Origin of the sequence: Xanthomonas sp. GPE 39, assembly GCF_000963005.1 — a bacterium.
In the GTDB taxonomy this organism is placed as follows: Bacteria; Pseudomonadota; Gammaproteobacteria; order Xanthomonadales; family Xanthomonadaceae; genus Xanthomonas_A.
This window is the reverse complement of sequence record NZ_JZHZ01000007.1, coordinates 141694-142663: the sequence shown is the minus strand read 5'-3', so window position 1 is coordinate 142663 and position 970 is coordinate 141694. Positions and strand designations below refer to the sequence as shown.

The window sequence follows — 970 nt, the reverse complement described above, 5'->3', positions numbered from 1 at the left end:
CAAGTTCGATCTGGAGTTCTCGCTCAACGAGCAGCAGGACCGCATCGTCGGCAGCCTGGGGTATGCCACGGCATTGTTCGAACGCAGTACGATCGAACGCCATCTGGCCCAGTTCGTGACCCTGTTGCAAGGCATGGTCGCCGACGACCACGCCCGTGTCGCGCAACTGCCGCTGTTGCCTGCCGACGAACGCGCGCAATTGCAGCGCTTCACCGTCACCGAGACCGCACCGCTCGCACCTGCCACCTGCATCCACCACCTGTTCGAGGCGCAGGTACGGCGCACACCAGATGCCATCGCGCTGCGCGAAGGACAACGCCTGCTGCGCTACGCCGAACTGGATGCCCGCGCCAACCAACTCGCCCAGCGTCTGCGTCGCTCCGGCGTCGGCGTGGAAAATCGTGTCGCGTTGTACCTGCCGCGCGGCATCGAACAAGTGGTCGCGGTACTCGCCACGCTCAAAGCGGGCGCGGCGTATGTGCCGCTGGATCCAGACCTGCCCAGCGAACGTCTGGCCTTCCTGCTGGAAGACAGTCGCCCACGCGCAGTGCTGACCTGCACCGATCTGCAGGATCGCCTGCCGGCCAGCCGCGCGATGCTGCGCGTGAGTGTGCTGACACTCGACGACACCACGGACACACAACACGATGATCCCGGCGCACCGGATGTCCCCGGTCTGTGCCCGGATCATCTGGCCTACGTCATCTACACCTCCGGCTCCACCGGCCAACCCAAGGGCACCTTGCTCACCCATGCCGGTGCGACGCATTACTTGCAGTACGCCATCGAACACTATCGACCGCAGCCCAGCGCGGTGGTGTCCTCGTCGCTATCCTTCGATGCGACCTTGACCAGCCTGCTCGCCCCGTTGCTATGCGGTGCGCAGGTCGAACTACTGCCCGAACACGACACGCTCGACGCCCTGCGGCAACGTCTGTGTGATCCGACCCCGCTGGGCCTGGTCAAACTC

At 65.1% G+C, this 970-nt stretch carries 1 protein-coding gene; it reads left to right on the top strand.

Annotated elements, in window-relative coordinates:
• Positions 1 to 970: AMP-binding protein (locus tag XALGPE39_RS00435; protein WP_045726526.1), on the top strand; the 970-nt coding region annotated here is incomplete at both ends.